The following is a 26358-nucleotide window of genomic DNA, read 5'->3' as shown; positions in this document are numbered from 1 at the left end:
ATGGGTCAATCGAAGTCAGCATCAGAAGGGCGTAAGCTCTCCACAAGACTCATCCGCAAAGGGGCGCTGCTTGAGGACACTCATCGCGTTTTCCTTGCGTGGGACATTAAAAAGCCCTTCGAGGAGAACCTGGACCGCGCGCGTGAGTTCAACACCCCGGCCGCCAGCAACCGAGGCTGGCTCAAAGAAGTACTGGCAACGATCTCTAGCCGTTGGCGCCATGAGCCCCAGCTCTCGGTCATTGTTCAACTCGCTCAGCGTGCAAGTATTGGTGTTTGGCGCCCGTGCATCTTGTGGCACATCGGTCAAGTAGATGAGCTCTACTACCGATTTGCCACCGAATGGCTATTTGTTGAGTACGAAGCTGGCGCATACCGTTTGCACACTGCTGATGTAGTGCCATTTGTCGAGAAGGTCACAGCGTCTCGAGCGGCAGGAAAGAAAGGGTTGAGCGAATACGGGCTTAAACGGGCCGGCCGCGACCTACTTCGCATGGCGGTAGATTTCGGGTTGATGTCGGGATCATCAGTTCGTGAATTCAACTCATACCACCTCCCCGAAGAGAGCTTTCTCTACCTCCTCCATGCGATGTACGAAACGTATGGCAACGCGCGGGACGTAATTCAGTCCCCCGACTGGCGGCTCTTCCTTATGAGCACGGCTGATGTGGAACGCGAGCTTTTCCGCCTCCACCAGTTTAGGAAGCTCCGTTATGAGGTGGCTGGCTCTTTGGTGGAGCTCACATTGCCATGTAACTCAGCAGCTGAGTTCGTTCAGGAGATGGCCGCATGAACGATTGGAAGCAGCGACTGACTCTGGTGCTTGAGCCTATTTTGCGGGATGCCGACCCGCGCCCGAAGATCAGCGCGTATCACAACATGCCTTACGCCATCTTCCTCTACCCGCCAGACGACGAGTTCGCGCTTCGTGCGGAAGTCGCCATGCTGCGCACGCGCCTGGAACAAGCTGGAAAGCGGGTGACCGTAATCTCCCTCGCAACCTGCTTGGAAATGGCCTTGGAACGCGAAGGCGACGCATCCGATGAAATTAAGATGGCAGAAAAGATGACCGACACGGCTACCATGGTGAACACTTTTCACAAGATACTGTCGGAATACCAGCCACTCGACGCTCTAGTAGCAGAGCAGATCCCAGGGGAGGCTGACCCCTTGGTCGACATTGTCTTCATCACCCGAGCTGGGGCGCTCTTTCCGTTCTACCGAACCTCGTCATTGCTCGAACAGCTCAAGGGCAAGATGGAGATCCCAGCCGTTCTCTTTTACCCGGGTGAGTTTGATGGCGCTGCAGGCCTTCGATTCATGGGAGTGCTGGACGCTGAACACAACTACCGACCGAAGATCTTCTGAGGAGCAACACGATGGCAGACACGCAGATCAAGGAGCTCTTCGCGCTCGACATTGATCGACCCATTGAAGAGGTCATCAAGGTCGATCAGGACGACGCACAGATCGTCCACGATGAGATCTCCGAGTACATCGTCACTGATTCGATACTCGAACACTACCTGAAGATCGTTCGCAAGTATTGGGAGACTAAGAACAAGCCCCACGAGGGAATTGGCATCTGGGTCTCTGGTTTCTTCGGTTCTGGTAAGTCCAGCTTCGCCAAGATGCTGGGGCTGGCGCTGCAAAATAGAGATGTGTTGGGCGCGTCCGCTGCCGATCTCTTTGGTAAGCGCACCGGTAGTAACGAAATCCAGGTGCTGCTCAAACAGATCACCGAGCAGATCCCCACGGAAGCGGTGATCTTCGACGTCTCGACCGACCGTGGCATTCGCAGCGGCAACCAAAGCATCACCGAGATCATGTACAAGCTCTTCCTCAAGAACCTCGGTTATGCAGAGGACCTTGATCTCGCCGAGCTAGAGATTGGCCTGGAAGAGGCCGGAGAGCTTGAGCGTTTCAAAAAAACCTACGAAGCCAAACACAGGCAATCCTGGGATGCGGGCAAGAACAAGATCTCCTTCGCTCTTGTGAAGGCGAGTGTAGTGATGCATCAGCTTGATCCCAGCACGTACACCACACCCGATAGCTGGGTGCAGGCAGCGAAGGACAAGGCCGACATCACCCCAGGCAAACTTGCTGAGCGATGCCGCGACCTGATGCAACGGCGCCGCGAGAGCAAGAGCCTTGTCTTCGTGGTTGATGAGATTGGCCAGTTCGTCTCACGCGACGTCCAGAAGATGCTCGACCTCCAAGGCGTCGTGCAGAACCTCGGTCGTATCTCACGCGGCAAGTCCTGGCTCATCGTTACCTCGCAGGAGAAACTCACCGAGCTTGTCAGCGGGCTCGACGACAAGCGCGTGGAGCTTGCGCGGCTCATGGATCGCTTTCCCATTCAGGTGCACCTCGAGGCCTCCGACATCTCTGAGGTCACGAGCAAGCGGGTTCTGTCGAAGAACGCGGCTGCCGAGAAGCTGCTCCGCGACCTCTTCGCTGCCCACAGCGGTCGCTTGATGTCCAACACCAAGCTATCAGCCGACATCAAGCTTCCTGAGCTCTCCACCGAAAGCTTTATGGATCTCTACCCACTGCTGCCCTACCAGATCGATCTCATCATCGAAGTGGTCTCAGGGCTTCGTACACAAGGTGGCGCCGGCAAGCACGTCGGCGGCGCCAACCGAACCATCATCAAAATTGCCCAGCAGTTGCTTATCCATGACGTGGTGGGGCTGGCAAAGCAACCGGTAGGCAGCCTCGCGCGGATCGACCAGATTTATGACCTGGTCGCCAGCAACATTCCGAGCGAGATTCGCAGCAAGATCACCGCCATAGAAACCGAGGTTGAGCATCCCTTTGCGCAACCGGTGGCCAAGGCCATCTGTTTGCTGCAATATGTCCAGAACATCCATCGCACTGAGGAGAATATCGCTGCCACGCTGCATGGCACTGTGGCGGGTGATTCCGTGCTCCCAGACGTAAAGCAGGCTCTCGCGCAGCTAGTGAGTTCGCATAAAGTGCGTCTCCATAATGGGCAGTATCGAATCCCAACGCCTGCCGAGGACGACTGGGAGACTACCCGCACCGGCATTCAAGCAAGCTTGGGCGACATCAATCGCTTGCACACGGCAATCGTCACTGAGCTGTGGGAGCCTAAGCCCAGCTACAACCTTGAGGACGCCAAGACTTTTAAGGCGGGCTTGACCTTCAACGGCAGAACGGTGGTGGAGCAGGATATAGGCTTCTACCTTACCTTCGCTGAGGCTGGGTCCGACTTCACCAACCGTGTTGCCGAGGCCCGTAAGCGCAGCCAAGAAGACACGAAGGAAGTCTTCTGGGTGGCGAGCTTGGATGAGCGCATAGCGCGGGCTACAGTGGAGATGCACCGCTCGCAGGAGATTCTCTCTCGCAAAGAGCGTGGCGCCCGCACCAAATACGAAACAGCGCTTGTCTCCGAGGAAAAGCAACTTCTGAACCGCCATCAAGGCGACCTCAAGCGAATGCTTCGTGAATCAATGTTGGCCGGCGCCATCTACTTCTGTGGCAACAACCGTAGCCCCGACGGCACTGTCGACTCAGTCACCAAGGCTGCCAGTCGTACGCTCAGCCAAGTTCTCCCCGACGTCTACAATCGCTTCTCTGAGGGCGCGGCAAGAGTCAGCCCCAAAGATCTAAACTCGCTGATAACCAGTGAGAGCCTGCGTGGAGTCAGCCCCGTGTTCACTCAGCTTAGCTTGATCCGCGACGAGCAGGGCCAGCCGGTATTTAACGCCAACGCCGGTGCGCTAAGGGAAGTCCTGGATCGTATCGAGAACAAGACGAGCTATGGAGAGATCGCTACCGGCAAATTTCTCATTGACGTCTTAGCCAAAGAGCCTTTTGGCTGGAGCCTCGATGTGGTGGTTCTCTTTGTGGTCAGCCTTATCCGGGCCGGGAAGATCCGCGCTACCAGCAAAGGTATTGTGATCGAGGACGCCCTCTCCACTGACGCCAAGACGGCCTTCACAAGTAACAACATCTTCAAGTCTTGTTCGTTTCAGAAACGTGTCTCTGGCACCGACATCAATGACTGGCTTCAGGCAGAAGAGGCCTATCGGGATGTTTTCGGTAAGCAGCTCCCGGAGATGCAGGCGAGCGTCATCGCCGCGGCTATACGTGCGGCAGTGGGCGCGGCGGAGGAGGAGCTTCACGAGGTCCACGCGACCATCCTCACCCAGAGCCTGCCTGGCAAAGATTTGTTTCAAGAGGCCATTGACCAGATGCGCACAATTCGTGGTGGTAGCGAAGATGACGCCATCACCACTTTCAACGCTGCACATAAAAGGATCAAGGAGGCCATCAAGCGCGGCGCCGAGCTCAAGACTGTCCTCACGGAGCCTGCGCTTCTCGGGCTCAAGCGGGCGAGGGCAGTCCTCGACGACGCGTGGCTGTTCTTGAAACAAGAGCCGAACTTACCCGACGGGCTTACCAACAGCGCCACAACCCTGACCGACCTCTTGGTAAAGGAGACCTTCTTCCGCGAGCTCGCCACCATCGACCAAGAGGCCGCTTCTATCAGAGCCGAGTACGAAAAGCGCTTCAATGCGGCGCAGACAGCACGGGCCAGCGCCTACGCCGAGGCGCTCACCAAACTCCACGCCCAAGATGCCTGGGACGAGCTCAACGAAGAGCAGCAGGAGCGTATTGGCCAGCCACTGAAAAGCCGTTCGGGCACCACATCCTCCAGCGGCACCACAATCCCTTTCATGCGTTCTGAACTCAGCGCCTGCCCGCAGTACTACAAGACCGCGGTCAAGGAGATGCTGGAACTGATTGAGGGCCAGCTTTTGGTAACCCTCAACTCCTCAGATTTCTTCACGGGACGGATCGAAACTGAGGAACAACTGAACACCGCGCTCGCCGCCATCAAGCAGAAGGTCGAAAAGCTGCTGGGCCAGGGCAAGAAAATCTTGGTGCAGTGATGGAGGAGACCCGTGGATAAGAGCACACGAACTAACATCCAGCGCGCCACCCAGGAGGGGCGCACTCTGCTGGAGCGGGCCTTCAGCGAGCAGCTAGAGGGCATCTTCGACATCTTGCTCGACGGCACCATCTCCGAGCAGCCTGGCAGCCACCTGAGCGAGCTCCAGATGGTTACCCGCGAGAAGCTGGTCGCGACCATGGCGCACAAACGCTCGATGGGGCTGAACGCCGAAGCGGCTGTGCAGGATTACCTGCGCGAAGCAGCCTTCACCACATTAAACCGATTTGTTGCACTCAAGATGCTCGAGGCCAGAGGACTTGTGCAGGAGTGCGTCTCCAATGGTGAAGACTCGAGCGGGTTCAAAGAGTTCACGGCCCTGGCGCCAGGCATCGTGGCGGTCGAGGACAAGGGTTACCGGCTCTACATCGAGACGCTCTTCGATGAGATTGGCCAAGAGATTAAAGTCCTCTTCGACCGGCGCGATGTGGCGAGCCTGCTCTGGCCAGATCGGCAGACGCTGCTTGAGCTCCTTGGTATATTGAACGCGCCTGAGCTTTCGAGCGTGTGGGCCGAAGACGAGACCATCGGCTGGGTCTATCAGTACTTCAATGGGGATGAAGAGCGCGCCCTGATGCGGAAGGAGAGCCAGGCCCCACGCAACAGCCGTGAACTTGCCGTCCGCAACCAATTCTTCACGCCCCGCTACGTGGTTCAGTTCCTGACCGACAACACGCTGGGCCGAACCTGGTACGAAATGATGCAGGGGGAGACAAAGCTCGCGCATCTCGACTACCTGGTTCGCCGGCCTAATGAGATCTTTCTGACCGAAGGGGAGGTGGCTCCAGAGTCGGCTGTGGATGATAGCCAGCTGAGCCAGGAAGAACTGCTCCAGCAGACTGTGCATGTGCCATTCAGGGCAAAGAAGGACCCGCGAGACCTCCGCATTCTCGACCCAGCGTGCGGCTCAGGGCACTTCCTTCTCTACGCCTTCGACCTGCTGGTCTCGATTTACGAAGAGACGTGGAGCGATGTCCGTGCAGCGGCCTTCTCGGAGACCAGTACAACGCTTCGGGATGACTTCGACAGCCATGATGAGCTTCGGCGAGCAATTCCAGATCTCATACTGCGCCACAACCTGCACGGCGTGGACATCGATCCGCGTGCAGCACAAATTGCGGGATTGGCGCTGTGGATGCGAGCGCAAAGAGCCTACAACCAGTTTGATGTGGCGCGCGCTCAACGGCCGTCCATCACGAAGACCAACATCGTTGTGGCGGAGCCGATGCCGGGCGATGCTGCTCTAGTGGAAGAGTTCGCGGCCAGCTTGAGGCCGCCAGTGTTGGGAGAGCTCTTCAAGAAGATGGTCGACGATATGAAGCTCGCCGGGGAGTTGGGTTCGCTGCTCAAGATTGAAGAGTCGATTGAAAAAGCAGTAAAGGAAGCCGAACAGGCGCATAGACAAGGTGACCTGTTCGCGGGACAGGTCGAGAGTCAAGATTTTTGGGATACTGCGGACCAGAAAATCATCAAGGCACTAGCGACCTTCGCTGAGTTTACTGTTGGAAGCACAGGGGTTCGGCGTCGATTATTTGCCAACGACGCTATTGAGGGAGTGGCGTTCATTGAACTGATGCGCAAACGCTTTGATGTTGTCTTGATGAATCCGCCATTCGGGCTGCCATCTCAAGGTGGTCGCGACTACCTTCGTTCGGAATATGTGATTGGCTGGGAGAACCTACTCTGTAGTTTTGTTTCTCGCTGCATTCAGTTGGCGACAAAGGGCTTCGTGGGTGCGATTCTTGATGCAACTTGGAGCGTTAAGAAAGACTACGAGACATTTAGAAAAGAGATTGTGCTTTCAAGGCCGATGCTCTCGCATGTTCATCTTGGCTGGGGTGTTTTGGACGCAAATGTTGAGACTGCAATTTCAGTTTTGTGTAACGATTCAAACGGGCAAGACCTTGGTAACAGGTCAGTCTTTACAGGCGCGTGCGATGGAGTGAAATCTGAGCGTGCCGTTCAACTGCGTCAGAAATGCACCGACTATCTTGAGGGGAAAGTATCACCTCGCTCTCAAATGGAGTTCCTGAAATCACCTAATGCAGTGATTCTGCACTCGGCGCCGGAGTTTGTTTACCGACTAGCTCGGCAGGGAGAGCCTCTCCCTAAGATTCTGGGCGAAGCCTTTATTGGAATGAAGCCAGCCGACAATACTCGGTTCCTCAGGCTATTTTGGGAAGTGCATCCAGAAGATGTAGGTGATGGACAGATTTGGTTGAGATGCCAGAACGGAAGTCCTTATTCGCCGTTTTTCTTTTCTTGTTGTTGGGTTGCTCGAAATTCACCGGGATTTCGCCATCTGGGGGCAATCAGTTCTTCGAGAACAAGCAACTCGGACAAGTACAATCAGGCTGGTCTTACATACGGAAAGAGGACGAATTGGATGTACGCGTTTCCGATGGCAGCAGGGGGAGTGTTTACAAATGAGGGGCAGGCAGTTTTTCCACTCAAATCGGAACTTGTATGGCAGTTACTTGGTTATCTTAACAGTTTGATTGCGCAAGAGTTTATTAACCAATTCGCTGGCCAACACAAAGAATCCGGTTATGTGAATCTTTTGCCAGTGCCTTCAGCAATGCCTGATAAGATTGGCGAGCTAGCAAGACAAATAGTGGAGGCTTTGCAAGCTGTCTCAAGCCACTTTGAGACTTCTCCTCAGTTTCGGCAATTTGCTCTACGAATGTCGCTTAAGGATAACTTGGAAATTCTTACCTGTGGAGTAAGGATTGCTCGCCAGCTACACGCTGAACTTGACCAAGTTGCCTGCGAAGTCGTTTCCAGTGATGTACCAATAACAAGTTCAGGGCAGCCAGAGAGCGTTGATTACCTGTCTTTGTTCAACGGCTATGGGTTTAATGGTGAAGTGTCAGTCCTTGAGATGGCGATCTCACAGGCTGTTGGTATTTCATTCGGAAGGTTTGATATTCGATCGGCCATGAAGGAGCCACAGAAACTAACGGCTGATGAAGTTTTTGTTGAACTGCCAGCTGCTTCTCCCCTTCTGCTCACACGAAAATCGAGCCAGGAGTTCATTTCGCACGAGTCGGCGGATCCGTTTCCATGCAGCATCAATGGAATCTTGGTTGACGATAGCGGTCATCAAGACGACCTTATGCAGAAAGTCTGCTCTGTATTTGAGGCGTTTTCGTTAGACAGCACGCATTCTGGTTTGGAAGAGGTCCGCACAGTTCTCGGAGCGAAAGAGTTAGAACTTGATTGTTGGTTAAGGAGCACTTTCTTTGAAATTCACATCAAGCAGTACTCCGTAAGCCGTCGCAAAGCCCCCATCTATTGGCAACTCGCGACCCCATCCGCATCCTATTCCGTCTGGTGCTACTACCACCGCCTGACCCGCGACACCTTCTTCCGGGTTGCCAGAGACTACATCACTCCGAAGGTCGACCATGAAGAACGCAAGCTGTCTGCACTGCGCCAAGAGGCCGGACTCGACTATTCGAGCAAACACCGTAAGGCCATCGACGCGCAGGAGAGCTTCGTCGCGGAGCTCCGCGCCTTCGAGAGTGAAGTGACCCGCATCGCGCCGCTATGGAGCCCAAACCTCAACGACGGCGTCATCATCAACTTTGCCCCGCTCTGGCGCCTCGTGCCCCAGCACAAGCCGTGGCAGAAGGAGTGCAAGACGGTCTGGGACAAGCTGGTCAAGGGCGACTACGACTGGGCGCATCTCGCAATGCACCTGTGGCCCGAGCGGGTGGTGCCCAAGTGCAAGGTAGACCGCAGCTTGGCTATTGCCCATGGTCTCGAAGACGACTTCTGGGTCGAGGACGACGAGCGCAAGTGGCACAAACGACAGGTCAGTGGCAACCGAATCGAGGAGCTCGTTGCCGAACGCGCTTCGACCGCAGTGAAGGCCGCGCTCAAAGACTTGCTCGAAGCACCCGCTCCCGCGGGCCAAACCCGTCGCAAGCAGAAGGCAAGAACATGAGCCACCAGCTTCACAACCACTTAGCTGCACATCTAGACAAGGCCCTCCAGCAAGACCGCGTGGTGGTTTTCTACGACGCCCGCTCCGAGTTTGAGCCCTTCATCAAGGAGCTTAAGGTTGTTGGCGCCGGTGTGAGTGGCGTGCAGCGGGTCTGCATAGGAGAAACCCTCACCCACATGGCCCAATTTGATGGCTCTTTTTTCGCCCTTAAAGCCAGCATCGAACCGCTGATCTCAGCCGACAAGCCCGAGGCCCTCCTTATCTATGTGCCAGGCCGGGTGCGCGACCTCTCGGGTTCAGTGCTCATGGAGGTTGAGCGCGCGGGTCAAGTATACGGCGATGCACCCAGCCACGCGCTTAAGAGTATTGCGCAGAGGCTGCTGCGGGAGGAGTACACCGACGGCAACATCGATGAGATGCTCCGTCCCGATTCTCTTAATTACGAAGACGTGGTGCGCTTCCTCGGCCAAGGCAGCTCAGGTAACGGCTCCTTAGTCAAGCTGGTGCTCAGCGGAAGTTCGAGCGAGGACCTCATCACCGATTGGATCGTCTCCGAAGACAAAGATGACGCACTCGCATCTAAGCTCGCCGAGCCGGAGCTCTTCCGTTTGATCCACGCGCGCCTTGGGCTTGAGATTGAAGGGGGCACCCCACTTGCGAAGGCGCGCCGCCAGACGGTCCGCTACCTCCTCGTCAACGAGTTTCGGTCCGACCTTGGCGGCGACGCTCCCGATGCTTTGACCATCGTCCCTACCCCTGGCCACAATGATGAATCGAAGCACATCGGTGCAATCGCAAGGGCGCTTCGAGGCGACCACGCCGATGTCTATGTATTTCTGGCGGACGACATCGAGAGTGAGTTTGACCTAGCAAATGCCGACATCGACCCTGCGAGGTTGGGTGCCATCGACACATTCCGCTTCGAGGAGCGCCGCCTGCTGCTCCACGCAGCCAACCTCATTACCGATGGGCACTACGCCCAAGCGCTCGGCGTGGTCGCAGGCCGACGGCGCAGCTTTTGGGTAGACCATCCAGGTTTCCTCGGCCGCCTCGCCCAGTGGGAGGCCTGCCGTTTGATGGCCGAGCTGGGCGCCGAGGTCGAAACGGTGCGACCTGAGCTGAAGAAGGCACCTGCCGTGGCAACCAAGTGGGTCGAGGCCTACGCGCAAGGGAGCGGCTGGCACCGAGTCGATCGAGCGCAGCGCACCCTCGAAGCTTGGGTGGCCACCATGGAAGATGATCCGGAGGAGCCGTTGGAGCGGGCGCTAGCGCTCGCGCGCCGCAACCACGAGGCCCTCATCAGTGATATGGCAAAGGGGTTCACTGGCGCACTGACAGCTTCTTCGTGGTCAACACCTGGCGTACTCCACCAGTCACACATCTACCCCGAACTGGTCGAGCCTTGTGGCGGTCGCGTTGCCTATTTCTTCGTCGACGCCATGCGTTTCGAGATGGGCGCCGATCTGGTCGATCAGTTGACCGGCGCGCAGGAACTCCGGCTCCAGCCTGCTGTCGCTGCGCTGCCATCAATCACCCCGATAGGTATGGCGGCTTTGCTTCCTGGGGCATCGAGCAGTTTCTCGGTGGTCGAGCACAAGGGGCAACTCGCCTCAAGGATTGGCGACAGCGTGCTGCCTGCAGTCCGCGAGAGGCTCAAACTGCTCAGGGCGGCGCGACCTGACTTCGCTGAGATCCTTCTGGATGATTTGTTGCTCTGGACTTCGTCACGCGTTGGTAAGAAGCTTGGAAGCGCACCGCTTGTGGTCGTCCGCTCCCAGGAAATCGACGCATTTGGTGAGTCCGGGCACGAACTCGCCGCCCGCCAGGTGATGGACAGCATCATTGGGAACATCTCACGAGCGGTCCGAAAATTATCCAAGCTCGGCGTCGAGCAATTCGTCATCACCAGTGATCATGGCCACCAGTTCTCGGTACGCAAGGCCGAGGATATGATGATGGATCGGCCGGGAGGCAATGAGGTAGACCAACATCGGCGCTGCTGGGCGGGACACGGCGGGCAAACGCCGACCGCCGCAGTGCGAGTATCCGGGGCCGAACTGGGCTACCAGACAGACTTGGAGTTCATATTTCCGCAAGGGCTCGCGGTGTTCAAGGCCGGAGGAGATCTGGCATTCCATCACGGTGGTTGCAGCCTTCAAGAAATAGTGGTGCCGGTGATCACGCTACGGATGCCGCTCTCTCAAGTGCCGACAGAGACTGCATCCAAAGTCGTCGTAGAGGGTTATCCGAGCAAGCTTACCAACCGCACTTTCGGCTGCCGAGTGATCTACACCGAAGACATGTTCGACCAGGAAGTTATCGCGGCTCGGGTGTTGCTTATCGGCGACGGCCAGGAAGTGGGACGCGCAGGAATGGCGCCAGACGTCGAATTCGACCGCGCCACCGCTACAGTACAGTTGCTGCCACGCAAGATGGTAAGTATTGGGATGATGCTGACCAAAGAGACAAGCAAGAAGGTTCGCATCGTTGTACAAGACCCCGCGACGGACGCAGTGCTCGCGCAGTCGGAAGAGATTGAAGTTGGTGAACTAATATGACGGACGATACAATCCCCGCACGAGATTATCTCGACGACAAATTAAACCGCATCTTCGCTGGCAAGGTTGTGCGCAAAGACTTGGTTCGCAAAGTCAAGGTCGGCGCCAATGTGCCTGTGTTTGTCTTGGAATATCTGCTTGGAAAATACTGCGCGTCCTCCGACGAGATGGCGATCCAGATGGGTATGAAGGTGGTCAACGATACGCTGGCCGATAACTACATTCGCCCGGATGAGGCCACGAAGGCGCAGAGTCGAGTCAAAGAGCAAGGCAAGCACACATTCATTGACAAGGTGAAGGTGCGTCTCGTCGATTCTAACTACTGGGCCGAGGTCACTAACTTCGGCCATAAGTTCGTTCACATCCCCAACCAGTACGTCCGCGATTTTGATCGAATTCTCATGGGTGGGATCTGGGCCCAGATCGAAATGGTTTGGGACGAGACCGACGAGAAGGCACCGTTCAGGATCGCCAATCTGACGCCCATCCAGCTGGCAACCTTTCAACTTGAAGACTATCGCAAGGGCCGCGCCGAGTTCACTACAGAAGAGTGGATCGACGTCATGCTGCGCAGCATGGGCTATGAGCCCACAGTCATGGAGCGGCGCCTGAAGCTACTATTTCTCACGCGCCTGATCCCGCTCTGTGAACGCAACTTCAACATGGTCGAACTCGGCCCTCGAGGTACGGGCAAGAGCTACGCGGTGCAGGAGCTCTCACCATACTCAGCGCTTCTGACCGGACCCACAACCGTTGCAAATCTCTTCGGTCATATGTCTGGAAAACAAAAAGGCATGGTGCAGATTTGGGATGTGGTCGGCTTCGACGAGGTAGCCGATCTCCAGAAGATGCCCAAAGAGGTCATCACCACGATGAAGACTTATTGCGAGTCAGGCCAATTCCAGCGTGGCCATGAGTCGATGGCCGGCTATGCGAGCATCGCAATGTTCGGCAACACAAACCAGCCTATCGACGTGATGGTTCAAATGGGCCACCTCTTCGCGCCCATGCCGGATGTAATTCGTGACGACATGGCTTTCATCGACCGACTCCACTTCTACCTGCCTGGATGGGAGATGCCGCAGATGCGCAACGAGCACTTTACCAACCATTACGGTTTCGTGGTTGATTATTTGGCTGAGGCGCTGCGTGATCTTCGCAAGCATAATTATACAGAAACCATTGACCACCACTTTAGCCTCGGCGCGCACCTCAACGCCCGTGATCGAAAGGCAGTGCGACGCACTGTCTCTGGATTGATGAAAATTCTCTACCCCGGTGGAGAAGTCTCGAAAGAAGACCTTGAAGAGATCCTCTCCATTGCTATCGAGGGACGGCGGCGCGTCAAAGAGCAGCTCAAGAAGATGGGCTCCTTCGAGTATTACCAAACGTCCTTCAGTTACCGGGACAACGAGACCGCCGAGGAACACTTCGTCGGCGTTGCCGAGCAAGGTGGCCGTGACATGATTTCGGCAGATCCCCTGCCACCGGGAACGGTCTACGCGGGAGCGGTCAGTGGAGACGGCACGGTGGGGCTATATCGCATCGAGATCAGCATCTCGTCGGGCACGGGCAAGCTAAAGGCCGTCGGCGGGTTGAGTGGCTCAATCAAGGAGTCCATTCACCGGGCCTTCAGTTACCTCAAATCCGAGAAGAACGCCTTCAGCATTGCCCGCGAATTCGACACGGCAGATTTCCACGTCGAAGTTATCGACTTACTTGGCAACAAGGTCGAGGCCGAGGTTGGCGTGGCTTTCCTGATCGCAGCGTTTTCATCGCTGCGAAAGGCCTCGCTGCAGTCCGGCCTGCTGGTCTTGGGCGACATGAGCATTCAAGGTAACATCAAGCAGGTCCGCTCGTTGACGGAGCCCCTCCAGGTTGCCATGGATAACGGCGCCAAGCGAGTACTGATCCCCATCGAGAACAAGCGCAGTTTTTTCGATGTCAGTGCCGAAGTTTTAGAGAACGTCGACCCCATTTTCTACGGCGAGGTGAAGCAGGCCGCATTTAAGGCGCTGGGCCTGAACTGAAGCGTAAGCGGTGCGTCGGCCACTCGGTTTGGGCATAGTGCCATGAAAGAAGGTTGTTGATCTGGCTCTGTTTTTGACCGGGCATGATGGCTGAGGCATGCTGGTCAGCCAGGCGTGAGGTTCGACGGTGTTGATCTTGCAGGTTTCGGAGCTATGCGTGAATTTGGGTGATACAAGTGGTCCTGCTTTTCTGGACAGGTTTGCAGCTTAGTTAAGATGCATCATTGTTAGGTTTTATGCCGCGTGTCGCCATCCTGCGCTTGGTATCAGTTCACGGTGGATCGCAAGGGCGCGCATCCCGTCAGCCGACAGGTGGCCTGGGAACGCGTGTTATGAGCAAAATGACACAACGACAACTGACGTTGCGGTGGCATATTCCACCCCGCAATCTGTAGCAATTGCGGCGGTTGGGCAAGGGATCTAGGTTCCTGAAGTTTTCCGAACAACCACCGTCTCGTTCAGGGCTCTTCATTCCTCAAGGTTTCTGTAGATCCAAAAATGCTTATCGATAACGATGGAATCAATTTTTTCAGGGCTTGTACCAAAAGGCGGGCGCACAACCACGTGGCTGTTTCGTTCAATGATTATGTCTGTTGTCTTGCGATCGGTGCCCCAGCACGAGATGAGAATCTGTTTCACCAATCGTCATATGGGTGCTCTGATATTCGCTACAAAGATTAGCCGGTTGGATAAACGGAGACCTGATAATTCTTTTGTTAGAATAACGCACAAAAAAACGCACAAATTCTGCGTGTATCGAGTGCTGGATTTTCACTAAGTTATTGAAAGTATTGGTAGCGGTGGAGGGATTTGAACCCCCGACACGCGGATTATGATTCCGCTGCTCTAACCAACTGAGCTACACCGCTGAAGTGAGGCGGTAGGTAAGTCAGCAGGACGGTAGGGTCAAGAGCGAAAATGTAGAAATCTGCAGAGCCAGCGGATTATTTCCCGGGGGTAATTTCGTGCTGTGCTGTAGTGGTTCGCGCGCTGGCGGTGGTTGACATTCTGGTGGAATTGGCGGGAAGTCCCGATGACAATTCGGGAGGCAGAAGATGGCGCAGACGGAGTGGGAATTTTGGATCGACCGGGGCGGGACCTTCACCGATATTGTGTCGCGTGCTCCGGGCGGGGCGCTGTCGACCCATAAGCTGTTGTCAGAAAACCCGGAACGCTACCGTGATGCGGCAGTTCAGGGCATCCGCGATGTGCTGGGGCTTGGCGCCGGCGATGCGCTGCCGGACAGGGCGATCCGTGCAGTGAAGATGGGCACGACTGTCGCGACCAATGCACTGCTGGAGCGCAAGGGTGAGCGGGTGTTGCTGCTGATTAACCAGGGTTTTGGCGATCTGTTGCGCATTGGTTATCAGAGCCGGCCTGACCTGTTTGAGCTGAACATCCGCCGGCCTGACCTGCTCTATTGTGAGGTGGCGGAGGTTGCTGGCCGGCTGGACGCTGAGGGCGGTGAGGTCACGCCCCTGGATGAGGGGGCCGCGCGTCAGGCGTTGCAGGCTTCTTTTGAGCGCGGTGTGCGCGCGGTGGCGATCGCGCTGCTGCACGGCTATCTCAACCCGGAGCACGAGGTGCGGCTGGCGGCGATTGCGCGCGACATTGGCTATGAGCAGATCTCGGTCAGCCATGAAGTGTCCCGGCTGGCCAAGCTGGTCGGGCGCGGCGATACCACGGTGGTGGATGCCTATCTGTCGCCGATCCTGCGCCGGTATGTGCGCCAGGTCTCAGAGGCGCTGGACATGGGGCGCGCCTGCGAGCGGCTGATGTTTATGCAATCCAATGGCGGCTTGACAGATGCGGCTCTGTTTCAGGGCAAAGACGCGATCCTGTCCGGCCCGGCCGGCGGCATTGTCGGCATGGTGAAAACCGCTGAGGCCAGCGGCTATGACCGGCTTATCGGTTTTGACATGGGCGGCACATCGACCGATGTCAGCCATTATGCCGGCGCCTATGAGCGCAGTTTTGAAACCGAGGTTGCCGGGGTGCGTATGCGGGCGCCGATGATGGATATTCACACGGTGGCAGCGGGCGGCGGATCCGTCTGTTCCTTCCGCGACGGGCGGTATCAGGTCGGACCCGAAAGCGCCGGCGCCGATCCGGGCCCCGCCTGTTACCGTCGTGGTGGCCCTTTGACGGTGACCGATTGCAACGTGATGCGCGGTGTGCTGAATCCGGATCATTTCCCTGCCGTATTCGGACCTGGGGGTGATCTGCCGCTGGATGTGGATGTGGTGCGTGAAAAATTCACCGCCCTGGCAGGCGAAATCGCGGAGGCTACCGGGGAGGCAGAGCGCTCTCCTGAAGACGTGGCTGAAGGGTTTTTGCGCATTGCGGTCGATAATATGGCCAATGCGATCAAGAAAATCAGCGTGCAGCGTGGCCATGATGTGACGCGTTACACTTTGCAGTGTTTTGGTGGTGCCGGCGGGCAGCATGCCTGTCTGGTGGCCGATGCTCTGGGCATGCGGCGGGTGTTCCTGCATCCGTTCGCCGGTGTGTTGTCTGCTTACGGCATGGGGCTCGCGGAAATCCGGGCATTGCGGCAGGTGCAGCATGATGCGCCACTGAGCGAGTTGGCGGAAGCAGAGGCGGCACTGGCCGCTTTGGAACGGGACGCTACAGCTGAGGTTCAGGGGCAGGGCGCCGCTGGCGTTGCCCTGCAACAGCAGGCCTGGCTGCGCTATGAAGGTTCACATCAGGCGCTGGACGTGGAGTTTGGCGACCGGTCAGAGATGCAGGCCGCGTTTGAAGAGGCGCACCGGGCGCGCTTTGGTTTCATTTCTCCGGAACGTGCCATCTTGTTTGAGATGCTGAGCGTTGAAGCAATTGGTGAAACCGGCGAGGTGCCAACGGGTCTTGCGCCTGAAGGGGACAGCGCTGCGACCGGCCGCCTGCGGGTGTTTGCCGGCGCGAAATGGCAGCAGGTGCCAGTCTATGACCGGCTGACGTTATCTGCCGGCGCGCGGGTCGAAGGACCGGCGGTCATTTCTGAGCCGACCGGCACCAATGTGATTGAACCCGGCTGGTGCGCCACGGTGGATGCGCGCGGCAATCTGATCCTGGAGCGGGGCGACGCCATCGCGCGGCCGCCTGCCGCCGGCACCAAAGTCGATCCGGTGCTGCTGGAAGTGTTCAACAACCTGTTTATGTCGGTGGCAGATCAGATGGGGGCAACACTTGCCAACACCTCATGGTCGGTGAACATCAAGGAACGGCTGGATTTCTCCTGTGCGATCTTTGACGTGCGGGGTGATCTGGTGGCCAACGCGCCGCATGTACCGGTGCATCTGGGCTCGATGTCTGACAGTATCCGCACCGTGATCCGGGAAAACCCGGAGGTGGCGGACGGCGACGCGTTCATGTTGAACTCGCCCTATAACGGCGGCACCCATCTGCCCGACGTGACCGTGGTCACCCCGGTGTTTGTGGAGGCCAAAGTGGCATTCTGGCTGGGATCGCGCGGGCACCACGCCGATATTGGCGGCCGCACACCGGGCTCCTCTCCCCCCGACAGTCAGCACATCAGCGAAGAAGGTGTGCTTATTGAGAACATGCACCTCGTGCGGGCGGGCGTGTTGCAGGAGGATCTGGCGCAGACAGTTCTGGCCTCGGGCAAATACCCTTGCCGCAACATCGCCCAGAATATGGCCGACCTGAAAGCCCAGGTCGCTGCCAATGAAACAGGCCGCCAGGAATTGCTGCGGGTGGTGGGCAATTACGGCGCGGATGTTGTCAGCGCCTATATGGGCCATGTTCAGGCCAATGCCGAAGCCTCGGTGCGCGCCGTGATCGCCCGGCTGAAGGACAGCAGTTTTACCTATCCGATGGACCACGGGGCGCAGATTTGCGTCTCGGTCCGGGTCGATGCGCAGGCGGGCGAGGCGGTGATCGATTTCACGGGCACCTCCGCGCAGCATACTGGCAATTACAATGCGCCGTTTTCGATCTGCCAGGCGGTGGTGCTCTATGTCTTCCGCACCCTGGTGGGCAAAGATATTCCGCTGAATGAGGGCTGTCTGAAACCGCTGCGCATCATTGCGCCGGTGGGCTCAATGTTAAACCCGCAATTCCCGGCGGCGGTGATTGCCGGCAATACCGAAGTGTCTCAGGCCGCCTGTAATGCGCTCTATGGCGCGCTGGGCGTGCTGGCGGCGGGGCAGGGCACGATGAATAATTTTGTCTGGGGCAATGAGGAGTTCCAGAATTACGAAACCATCGCCGGTGGCTCCGGAGCCGGGCCGGGGTTTGACGGCTGTGACGGGGTGCAGACCCATATGACCAATACGCGGATGACCGATCCTGAAGTGCTGGAAAAACGCTTCCCGGTGCGGCTGGAGACCTTTGCCATCCGCCGCGGGTCCGGCGGCACCGGCAGCCAGCGCGGCGGTGCCGGGGTGGTGCGGATCATGCGGTTTCTGGAACCGGTGACCGTGACGACCCTGTGTTCGCACCGCGAAATCCCACCCTTTGGGGCCAATGGAGGCACCCCGGGCAAGGTCGGGGAAAACTCTGCAGTGCTGCCGGATGGCCGCCGGGTGGCGCTGAAAGGCAACGACGAGATTGATCTGCCGGTGGGGGGCGTGTTTGAAATGCTGACCCCGGGCGGCGGCGGCTGGGGCTGACTCAAAAATGGCCCCGCAGCGCGCGGGGTCATTCTGATCGTCAACTGTGCGCCGCCTGATCCTGTCTGCGCCTGAATTGGCTGAGCCCAGCCCGGATCGAAGCCTCCGGGCAGGATCGGGCGCAGTACACCCAATATCGCCTCTTTGGTGATTTCAGGCGCGGCGCTGCTGCAGGTGCTGCCAGGCGTGTCCTTTGCGGCTGGAGGCGCGGCTATATTCGCCCTGAAAAACATGCAGCAATGTTGGTCAGGGCGCGCCCGGCGCTTTGGTGTTCGCCGCACGGGCAAAGCGTTCATCAATCGCCGGCTTTCGGGGCCCCGGCGAAAAATTCATTGCGCTTAAGCAGAGATTTCGGCAGCGTTGTCTTTTGACGGCTTGCAAAGAGAAGCGTGGTATTATGAGCGAAGGTTTTTTGACGACACATGTTCTGGACACCGCCCGCGGCATTCCCGCCGAGGGCCTGATGGTGACCCTGTACCGGATTGAAGCGGGCGAACGGATTATGGTTGCCCGGGCGGTCACCAATGAAGACGGTCGCACCGACAGCCCGATCCTGCCGGTCGAGAATTTTGTCACCGGTCAGTTTGAGCTGGTGTTTGCCGCTGGCGATTATCTGCGCCGGAGCGGCCAGGCTCAGGGCGATCCGCTGTTTCTTGACCAGATCCCAATCCGCTTTGGGATGAATGATGCAACATCCCATTATCACGTACCGCTGCTTCTTTCACCTTTCGGATATTCCACCTACCGCGGCAGCTGAGCAATGATCGGAAGCGCCCTTACTATGGAACAGGCCCAACCGGGCGTGCGCTGGTTACAGGTGATCACCGTCCTCGGCTGGACCGGCTCCTTACTCGATTTCATCGCGCCGGATCTCTGGCTGCGGCCGACCAGTGACCCTGGCGCCCGTTTTCATGGCAAAGAATGGCAGATGCACGGCGGCGGCTTCTGGGGCTGACGGAGGCGCTGTTTGTTGCGATTGCCGCGCGGTCGATGGCCCCGCTCTTTTCCGCGGATCCCGAGGATGCCGACAGCGCTGAACTTACCGGGCCGGGTTTGCGGTTCGCCGGTGCCGGGGGGGGTGGAAGAGGTGCAGGATATCGTGCTGGAGCGCTGTACCATGTGCCCTACAAAAGAGCCCTGCCGGGACGGGATCGCCGTGTCGCCCAAAGGGGCGCGGCTTGAAAGCGCGCAACAGATCGCGGCTCGTGCCTGCGATATCTTCCTGCAGGCTGGGGTGACGAACGCGATGCCCCCGGCCAACATGACGGAGCTTGAGCCGGAAGAATGCGACGCAATTGTTGCCTGGTGCAAAGCCGCGCTTGAGGGGTGAAGCAGGGCGCGCGTCGCGTTGAGCGGCGCAGGCTGAGAAAAACTGCAGGGCGTGCGGGGGGTAAAAGCGCCGATGGTGCGGTACTGGCGCGGTGCAGGTGCTGGCCTCAGGCAGGTTCAAACGTACAGGCTGACAGATAAATTTGAAAGTGTTAACGTGAGACAGGGGTAGTTTAGTAAGAGGATAAATTATGTTTTTGAGACGCCAGATTTTGACACTGGCGGCGGCTGTTGCTGTCGTCGCGAGCTCATCTCTCCCGGCGGCGGCGCTTGACCGGCGGGTGACCATTGTAAACGACACGAGTTATACGATCGTGCGGTTTTACGGATCCAACAAAGGCACGAATTCCTGGCAGGAAGATATTCTGGGATCAGATGTGCTGCCGCCGAATGCTTCGGTGAACATTAATTTTGACGATGGCACCGGTTACTGCAAATTCGACTTCCGGGCCGAGTTTGACGATGGGGATGTGCTGATCAAGCGAAATATCAATATCTGCGAGATCGGGACTTTCACCTATAACTAAGACTGAGTTCCTGCGCGTGCCATCGTCGGATGCCGGTTTCGTTAGTTCGGGCGGTTCCTGCCCGTCTGAGTCGAGTCGTTTCTGATCATCGCATCCGGGTTTTGCAAGGCCGGTCAGTCGCCGGCCCGGATCCCGCCCGTTCCGGCGGCGCGGGAAACTTGCATTGCGGACAGAGGCTGCGTGGGGCGATCGCCCCGGGAGATAATAAGGGACCCTGGCTGGGCAGGCGGCTTTCCGCCGAATAAAGATACATTTAACGTGCATGTATCTAAGCTGAATCCCGGCGCGGGTCTGTAAACAGGCGCCAGATTGGTTTCTTGAAATCGATTATTTTCAAATTGGTGCACCATTGCTATACTGGGGGTTCTGCTGAAACAGGTCGGCGTGACGCGGGGAAACTCGCCTGGCGTGGTGATTAAAGCGCAGTATCCTGGCGGCGGATTTAAACTGGGGACATTTGCAACCTGGCATGGGTTTGGTCAGGTTTGGCTTTATTGCGACGGCTTCCTTCGTCGATTGGAGGTAATTTATGCAAGACCACAAGGCGGAAACACAAGATGCTGAGCCAGGTTCAGACAGTGACCAAAATCCTGACAGTGAAGCGGAAGTTGACAATTTATACAGTGCGGCAGATTTGATTTTCCAAACCTGCAGCACGAGCCAGGAGGCCGGGAGCGACGGTGCCGGCGCCTCAAATGTGGTTTCAATGGAACCCGCCCGGCCCAATGTGCGCTGGGTTCTGGCGGTGATTGAAGATATTCTCGATTTTTCCGACAGCCATGGCCTTGAGGATCTGAGCCGCGTGATGATGGCAACACGCGCTGACGTGGTAGATCTGATTGAGGTTGATGAAAATCGCTGGAACTCAAGCTGACCCGGGCTGGCCGGTGCAGCGCTCTCCGTTGGGTCTGGCTACGGGCGCGGGTTGCGGGTTGCAGGCTCCGGTTGTGGGAGCAGGGGCGCTGAAGCCCCCGCAACAGGGCTTCAGCTATTAACTTTGCGCTGAGTGATGGCGCGCGCGGCCTCAGCTGGCCTCGGCCAGAAGCGCCGCATTGCCACCCGCCGCAGTGGTGTCGATACAGATGTGCCGTTCAATACGGCACCAGCGGCTGAAATCACGCGCGGTGGCGAGGGCAACCAGCGCACCGGACCGTGCGGCCAGCGCCTGACGCGCCAGCGCCTGATCTTCAGCACCGGACCAGAGCGCCACCAGATCAAAACCATCAATGTCACGCAGCGCGGCACGATCCAGGGTGCCGTCAATGCCGGAGTTTGTTCCCGGCACGACCATCAGTGCAACGCAACCGGAGGCTGCCGCGATCAGCGCCTGGGCCTTGGCGTCTTCCAGTGTCGGGCCAAGGCACAAGACCGTGCCGCGCCCATACTCCGACAGCTGGTTGGACTCCCCGGTCGGCCCGGGCAGAGCGACCTGGCTGAGCTGTCGCTGCGGGCCGCGGATTTCCAACAGCGCGGCCTCCACTTTGGCCGGATCCGCGGCATTGCCCGCGGGAATGTCAGAGCGTTGTTGGTCCGCAGCGCAGAACCTTGGCACATAAGACGGCCCGCCCGCTTTGGGCCCGGTGCCCGACAGACCTTCGCCGCCAAAAGGCTGGCTGCCGACGATGGCACCGATCTGGTTTCGGTTGATATACATATTGCCGACGTTGAGTGAGGAGGTCACCGCTTCGATCCGGTCATCAATGCGCGAGTGCATGCCAAAAGTCAGGCCAAACTCCCGGGCATTGATATCGTCAACCAGCCGGCCCAGATCGCGGGAATGGAAGGTCGCCACATGCAGCACCGGGCCAAAGACCTCGCGTGTCAGATCCTGGATACCATTGACGCGGATCACCGCCGGGCCGACAAAATACCCGCGTGCCGGCACCTCCAGTTGTTTCAGCAACCGCCCCTCGGCTTTGGCGCTGTCTACCCAGGCCTGAATGTCACGGCGGGATTTTGCGTCGATCACCGGGCCCACATCGGTGGTGAGGTGCCAGGGGTTGCCGAGTGTCAGCTCGTCCATCGCACCATAAAGCATGGTCAGCAGGCTGTCGGCGATGTCTTCCTGCACATAGAGGCAGCGCAGTGCCGAGCAGCGCTGGCCGGCGGACTGGAACGCCGAGGCGATGATGTCCCGCACCGCCTGTTCCGGCAGCGCGGTGGAATCAACGATCATCGCGTTCAGCCCGCCGGTCTCCGCAATCAGCAGGGCCTCCGGGGCCAGGTGCGCTGCCATGGTGCGGTTGATATGTTGCGCGGTCTGGGTGGAGCCGGTGAAACAGATGCCGCCAATGCGGGGATCTGATGTCAGCTGCGCCCCGACCACCGAGCCACGGCCCGGGATCAGCTGCAGCGCAGATTTGGGCACGCCCGCCTCATGCAGCAACTCAACCGCCCGGGTGGCAATGAGCGTGGTGGATTCCGCCGGTTTCGCCAGTACACCATTGCCCGCCGCCAGCGCCGCCGCAATCTGACCGGTGAAAATCGCCAGCGGGAAGTTCCACGGTGAAATACAGGTGACCAGACCCAGCGCCGGATCTTTCAGCCCGTCAATGCGGCTGGCGTAATAGCGCAGGAAATCCACCGCCTCGCGCAGCTCCCCGACCGCGTCCGCCTGGGTTTTACCGGCTTCCCGCGCCATCAGGGCAAACAGCTCGCCGAAATGGTCCTCATAGAGATCAGCGGCACGCTCCAGAGTGGTGGCGCGTGTTCCGGCGTCCTCCTTCCAGGGCGCGGCGCGCTCCAGCGCAGCGCTGACGTCTTCTGGTGTGGAATAGGTCTGATGGCCTGGCACGTCGTCGGGATCAGCAGGGTTTTCCACCGGATGGCTGGCTCCGGAGGCGTTGGGGCCCTGATGGCTGCTGCCGGCAAAGGGGCTGCGCGCGGTCGCGATTGCGTCCAGGGCTTCGTCACAGCGCAGATCCCAGCCGATGGCATTGCTGCGTTCGGGGGCAAACAACTGCGACGGCGGGATCACCGCGCTGTTGTCCCCGGCATGATCCAGCGCGGCGAACGGGTCGGCGGCCACCAGCGCGGGCGCGACGTTTTCATCGACGATCTGGTTCACAAAAGAACTGTTGGCGCCGTTTTCCAGCAGCCGGCGCACCAGATAGGCCAGCAGATCCCGGTGCGCCCCCACAGGCGCATAGATCCGGCAGCGGGTTTTCTCCGACTCCAGCACAATATCATGCAGCGCCTCGCCCATGCCGTGCAGGCGCTGGAATTCATATGCGGACGGATCGGTCGCCAGCTCCAGGATCGCCGCAACAGTATGGGCGTTGTGGGTGGCGAACTGCGGGTAGATGCGATCCGTCATGCCCAGCAGCTTTGCCGCGCAACAGATATAAGCCACGTCGGTCGCCACTTTGCGGGTGTAGACCGGAAAGCCTTTCAGCCCTTCAACCTGCGCCAGCTTGATCTCCGTGTCCCAATAGGCCCCCTTCACCAGCCGCAGCATGATCTTCCGGTCCAGCTTTGCCGTCAGCGCGTGCAGCCAGTCGATGACCGCGGGCGCGCGTTTGCCATAGGCCTGAACCACCACCCCAAACCCGTGCCAGCCTTCAAGTGAGGGATGGGACAGCACTGCCTCAATAATATCCAGCGACAGGTCGAGCCGGTCGGCCTCTTCCGCGTCAATGTTCAACCCCATGCCCGCAGCTTTGGCCTGCTGGCACAGTTTCAGCGTGGTGGGCACCAGCTCTGCCATCACCCGGTGGCGCTGCGCCAGCTCATAACGCGGGTGCAGCGCTGACAGCTTGATCGAAATGCCGGGGTTTTCGCGGATGTCGTCTGAGCGGCATTCCCCGGCCAGTTCCGCGATGGCGTTCTCATAAGCCAGATTGTATTTTTCAGCATCGGCGCGGGTCAGCGCCGCTTCCCCCAGCATGTCATAAGAGAAGGTGAACCCGGATCTGGCTTTGCCTTTGCCCCGTTTCACCGCTTCCCGGATGTCGCGGCCCAGCACAAACTGGTGCCCCAGCTCCTTCATCGCGCGGCCCACTGCGGTGCGGATCACCGGTTCCCCCAGCCGTTTGATGGCACTGTGCAGCGTATGGGCCACGCCGCGGGTCTCGCCTTCGCGCAGCACTTTTCCCGTCAGCATCAACGCCCAGGTCGAAGCGTTCACCAGGGTGGAGGAGGACTTGCCCAGATGTTCGCCCCAGGAAGAGGGCGCGATCTTATCCTCAATCAACTCATCAATGGTATCGGCATCGGGCACCCGCAACAGCGCTTCAGCAAGGCACATCAGCGCCACCCCTTCATCGGTCGACAACCCGTATTCCGCCAGAAACACCTCCATCATCCCGGTTTTGGAGCCGGTGCGGATCTGTGTGACCAGGTCGGCAGCGCGTGTCACACTGGCCTGACGTGTGGCCAGGCCGATGCCACTGCTGGCGCGCAAGCTGTCCAGCAGCGGGGTTTCGGCGGCCAGGTGGGATGCGGCAATGGCGGAGCGCAGGGAGGGGAGTTTGGTCATGGGAGGAGCCTCAATCAGATGGTGTTGCCCCTAATATAGCACTTTCGTATCAGGCCAGTTTCCCTATTGTTGCGGTAAAGCAGATCGAAGGGATCGGAAGTGATGGCAAATGAGGGCGATAAGTCGATCCAAATACGTGAAGACGGTCGATTGGACGGATATGATCGGAAAATTCTGCGCATTCTGGCTTTGGACGGGCGTATTACCGTTGCAGATCTGGCGCGGCAGGTCGGCCTGTCCAAAAGCCCCTGCGGCGTGCGGCTGCAAAAGTTACAGGCGGAGGGCTATATTCAGGGCTTCCGCGCGGTGCTGGACCCGGCGAAGCTGGGGCTGGACCACATCGCCTTTGTCGAGGTGCGGCTGAAGGACACCACCGAGGCGGCGCTGCAGGCGTTTAATGCTGCCGTGCGACAGGTGCCTGAGATCGAGCAGTGCCATATGATTGCCGGTGCGTTTGATTACCTGCTCAAGGTGCGCACCCGCGACATCAAAGCCTACCGGGCGGTGCTTGGCGAGGTGGTGTCGGCGCTGCCCCATGTGGCGAGCAGCTCCACCCATGTCTCAATGGAGGCGGTGAAGGAAAACGCTCTGTAGCCGCGGCGGCCGCCTGAGCGGGGCCGATGACAGCGGCAGCGTGCGGACAGGCAGGGCGGCGGCATATGGAGAGGGTGCAGGTATGGATCAGGAGGTCCTGCGGGTGGTGCAGGCGGTCCAGGGCGTCCGTCCATGAATGAGTCGCATTTTGCCCGCCCTGCAGACGGAGCCCGGGCGAATCCGGCCGGCGGTCGCCGACTCAGCCGCTGCGAAGGATGATTCTGCGCAAAATCTGACTCGCCCACCGCCGATTCCATGCATTTCCCCGACCGCGGCGCCTCGGAAATGGCGCTGCGCGATTGCCCACAGGGTTTTGCACAGCCTTATCCACAGGACGGGGTGAATTTAACGGGGACAGGACGGGTGCCAAGCCGCGGAACCCAGCACAATCTGACGCCTTTCAAAGTTTTTCCCTGGACAGAAAACTTGCTGTATTCCCTTATTAATATGGGTGAATTGCCCGGATTGTCTGGCCGCCGGCGGTGAAATTACCCGGCGAAATCAAGAAAGCTGAAAAAGGCGCTTGCGGCTCCGGGCCACTCACCCTAAAACCCGCTTCACCGGCAGGGCGACACGGAAACGGAGGCGCTGACGGGGCACTGAGGGCCACACCGAAACAAGCTGCAAAGCGGTTTCAGGAGGCCGGAGGGAAGAAAGGGCTTGATAAAGCCGGAGAGACCTTTTAGAAGGGCAATCCGGACGCGTTAAACCCGGTGTTTTTTGAAAATTTAATATCTGAAGAGATATGTGGGCGGTTTGGTTCAATCGATGAACAAACTACTGCATATCTGGTCACTAGGCTTTCGGGTCGATGATGTGATTAACAGCTTCACTGTTTGGCGGCTTTTGTTAACTTTGTTAACTGAAGCATGTTAAACAGAAATGTGTCTCTCTCTTTGCAGGGGGAGACGATGTGCAGAGGTTCGAACGTCAAGGTTATGTGGTAACACATTTCAACTTGAGAGTTTGATCCTGGCTCAGAACGAACGCTGGCGGCAGGCCTAACACATGCAAGTCGAGCGCACTCTTCGGAGTGAGCGGCGGACGGGTTAGTAACGCGTGGGAACATACCCTTTTCTACGGAATAGCCTCGGGAAACTGAGAGTAATACCGTATACGCCCTTCGGGGGAAAGATTTATCGGTGAAGGATTGGCCCGCGTTAGATTAGATAGTTGGTGGGGTAATGGCCTACCAAGTCTACGATCTATAGCTGGTTTGAGAGGATGATCAGCAACACTGGGACTGAGACACGGCCCAGACTCCTACGGGAGGCAGCAGT

At 58.2% G+C, this 26358-nt stretch carries 14 protein-coding genes, 1 tRNA gene and 1 rRNA gene; 14 read left to right on the top strand and 2 right to left on the bottom strand.

Going from position 1 to position 26358, the window contains the following annotated elements; translation table 11 throughout:
- From DWA01_RS00695 to brxL, 6 genes are read left to right on the top strand one after another with little or no spacing between them, the layout of a single operon-like run.
- Nucleotides 1-792, top strand: coding sequence for a BrxA family protein (locus DWA01_RS00695; RefSeq protein ID WP_160115936.1), 792 nt, complete (start codon nt 1-3; stop codon nt 790-792).
- Entirely contained in the window at nt 789-1367 is a 579-nt protein-coding gene (locus DWA01_RS00690) for a BREX protein BrxB domain-containing protein (RefSeq protein ID WP_114283706.1), read from the top strand. Before DWA01_RS00695 ends, DWA01_RS00690 begins: the two co-directional genes overlap by 4 nt.
- Before the next feature lie 11 nt (nt 1368-1378).
- Nucleotides 1379-4921, top strand: a complete 3543-nt coding sequence (gene brxC / locus DWA01_RS00685; protein WP_114283705.1) for a BREX system P-loop protein BrxC — start codon at nt 1379-1381, stop codon at nt 4919-4921.
- A gap of 12 nt (nt 4922-4933) precedes the next feature.
- Nucleotides 4934-8929 (top strand): BREX-1 system adenine-specific DNA-methyltransferase PglX, encoded by a 3996-nt coding sequence (gene pglX, locus DWA01_RS00680; protein WP_114283704.1) that lies wholly within the window; start codon nt 4934-4936, stop codon nt 8927-8929.
- A complete protein-coding gene (locus DWA01_RS00675) occupies nt 8926-11487 on the top strand; it encodes a PglZ domain-containing protein (protein ID WP_160115935.1) in 2562 nt (853 codons plus the stop codon). Before pglX ends, DWA01_RS00675 begins: the two co-directional genes overlap by 4 nt.
- Nucleotides 11484-13517 (top strand): protease Lon-related BREX system protein BrxL, encoded by a 2034-nt coding sequence (gene brxL / locus DWA01_RS00670; protein WP_114283702.1) that lies wholly within the window; start codon nt 11484-11486, stop codon nt 13515-13517. The genes DWA01_RS00675 and brxL overlap by 4 nt, the downstream gene beginning before the upstream one ends.
- Before the next feature lie 792 nt (nt 13518-14309).
- On the opposite strand, the gene DWA01_RS00665 is transcribed toward brxL, so the two are convergent.
- Nucleotides 14310-14386 (bottom strand) — tRNA-Met (locus DWA01_RS00665).
- A gap of 186 nt (nt 14387-14572) precedes the next feature.
- On the opposite strand from DWA01_RS00665, the gene DWA01_RS00660 reads away from it, so the two are divergent.
- From DWA01_RS00660 to DWA01_RS00635, 6 genes are all read left to right on the top strand, one after another.
- Nucleotides 14573-18151 carry a hydantoinase B/oxoprolinase family protein gene (locus DWA01_RS00660; protein WP_114283701.1) on the top strand — a complete coding sequence of 1193 codons (3579 nt, stop codon included), beginning with the start codon at nt 14573-14575 and terminating at the stop codon, nt 18149-18151.
- Nucleotides 18152-18548: 397 nt separating this feature from the next.
- Nucleotides 18549-18908, top strand: coding sequence for a hydroxyisourate hydrolase (gene uraH, locus DWA01_RS00655; protein WP_114283700.1), 360 nt, complete (start codon nt 18549-18551; stop codon nt 18906-18908).
- A gap of 24 nt (nt 18909-18932) precedes the next feature.
- Nucleotides 18933-19106 (top strand): urate hydroxylase PuuD, encoded by a 174-nt coding sequence (locus DWA01_RS00650; protein WP_235008378.1) that lies wholly within the window; start codon nt 18933-18935, stop codon nt 19104-19106.
- Nucleotides 19107-19172: 66 nt separating this feature from the next.
- Nucleotides 19173-19481 (top strand): hypothetical protein, encoded by a 309-nt coding sequence (locus DWA01_RS00645; RefSeq protein WP_114283698.1) that lies wholly within the window; start codon nt 19173-19175, stop codon nt 19479-19481.
- Nucleotides 19482-19671: 190 nt separating this feature from the next.
- Nucleotides 19672-20007, top strand: coding sequence for a hypothetical protein (locus tag DWA01_RS00640; protein WP_114283697.1), 336 nt, complete (start codon nt 19672-19674; stop codon nt 20005-20007).
- Between the two features lie 529 nt (nt 20008-20536).
- Nucleotides 20537-20881: a hypothetical protein gene (locus DWA01_RS00635; RefSeq protein WP_114283696.1), complete on the top strand. Its 345-nt coding sequence runs from the start codon at nt 20537-20539 to the stop codon at nt 20879-20881.
- 150 nt (nt 20882-21031) lie between these two features.
- On the opposite strand, the gene putA is transcribed toward DWA01_RS00635, so the two are convergent.
- Nucleotides 21032-24484, bottom strand: a complete 3453-nt coding sequence (gene putA, locus DWA01_RS00630) for a bifunctional proline dehydrogenase/L-glutamate gamma-semialdehyde dehydrogenase PutA (protein WP_114283695.1) — start codon at nt 24482-24484, stop codon at nt 21032-21034.
- Nucleotides 24485-24586: 102 nt separating this feature from the next.
- On the opposite strand from putA, the gene DWA01_RS00625 reads away from it, so the two are divergent.
- Both DWA01_RS00625 and DWA01_RS00615 read left to right on the top strand, forming a co-directional pair.
- On the top strand, nt 24587-25078 hold the full coding sequence (locus DWA01_RS00625; protein WP_114283694.1) for an Lrp/AsnC family transcriptional regulator: 492 nt from the start codon (nt 24587-24589) through the stop codon (nt 25076-25078).
- A gap of 954 nt (nt 25079-26032) precedes the next feature.
- Nucleotides 26033-26358 (top strand): 16S ribosomal RNA (locus tag DWA01_RS00615); the annotation flags it as partial.

Origin of the sequence: Candidatus Halocynthiibacter alkanivorans (assembly GCF_003333265.1) — a bacterium.
GTDB lineage: Bacteria > Pseudomonadota > Alphaproteobacteria > Rhodobacterales > Rhodobacteraceae > Halocyntiibacter_A > Halocyntiibacter_A alkanivorans.
Note: the sequence above shows the minus strand (reverse complement) of the source record. Positions and strands in the feature narration are given on the sequence as shown.